Annotated in this window: 1 protein-coding gene; it reads right to left on the minus strand. The window is 79.2% G+C overall.

Annotation, left to right across the window (positions count from 1 at the left end; genetic code table 11):
- Positions 1 to 895, minus strand: an 895-nt coding sequence (locus AE652_RS42235) for a glycogen debranching N-terminal domain-containing protein (protein ID WP_049661507.1), incomplete at both ends; no start/stop codon positions are given.

Here is an 895-nt window from a genome sequence, read left to right on the forward strand (position 1 = left end):
AGCGCCCGGAGGGTGCCGGCCGCCAGCCGGGTGCCGAGCGGCAGGGTCAGCCGGGCGGCCCAGAGCGCGTCGGCCGGGGCGAGGCCGAAGCGCCAGGGCGCTCCGGAGGCCGGGTAGAGGTCGGTCGGGCGGTCCGGGTCGGCGAACAGCAGCCCGCCGAGGGCGTCCAGCGAGCGGGAGACCAGTGGGGCGGCCCGAGTGTCGTCGCTGCGGACCTCCGGCTCGGACCAGGGCAGTGGCGCGCCGGTGCCGCGGCCACCCGGCGGGCGCGGGCCGCCGGCGGCGGTCTCCAGCTCGGTGTGCAGCTCGACCGACCAGCGGGCGCCCGGCTGGACCTCCAGGTCCCAGCGGAGCACGCCGGCGCCGGCCAGGACGGCGTGCGGGGAGGGTTGGGCGCTGACCACGGCGCTGTGCACCGGGCCCGTCCAGCGCAGTCCGGCGGACTGCACCTGCCCCGGCAGGTCGGGCTGGCGGTGCCCGGCCGCGATCTCGGCGACCGGGCCGAGGTCGGTGCCGAGGGCTATCTCCAGTGGCAACCGGGCGGGCCGGGGACCGGTGTTGCGCACGACCACGGTCTCCACGCCGTCCGCGTGCCGCAGCCGCTCGACGGTGAGTGCCGGATCCGGGTCGAGGTCGCCGGGGATGCGGACGGCGCCGAGGAAGCGGGCCTGGGCGGTGCTGGTCAGGGTGCCCTGGAGCGGCAGCGGCTCCATGCCGCCCAGCCGCAGCTCCATCCGGGCGAGCACCCGGACGCCGTTGCGGTAGAAGCCGTGCAGGCCGTGGCCGCGCAGCTGGCCGTCCGGGCCGGAGGCGGCCATCGCCGGGGCGTTGACGCAGATCACCGCGTGGTGGACGGCGGGCGGCTGCGGCCGCGGCGGGGCCGCGGCTCGGCCCG

It is taken from the genome of Kitasatospora sp. MY 5-36 (assembly GCF_001182915.1).
Lineage (GTDB): Bacteria > Actinomycetota > Actinomycetes > Streptomycetales > Streptomycetaceae > Kitasatospora.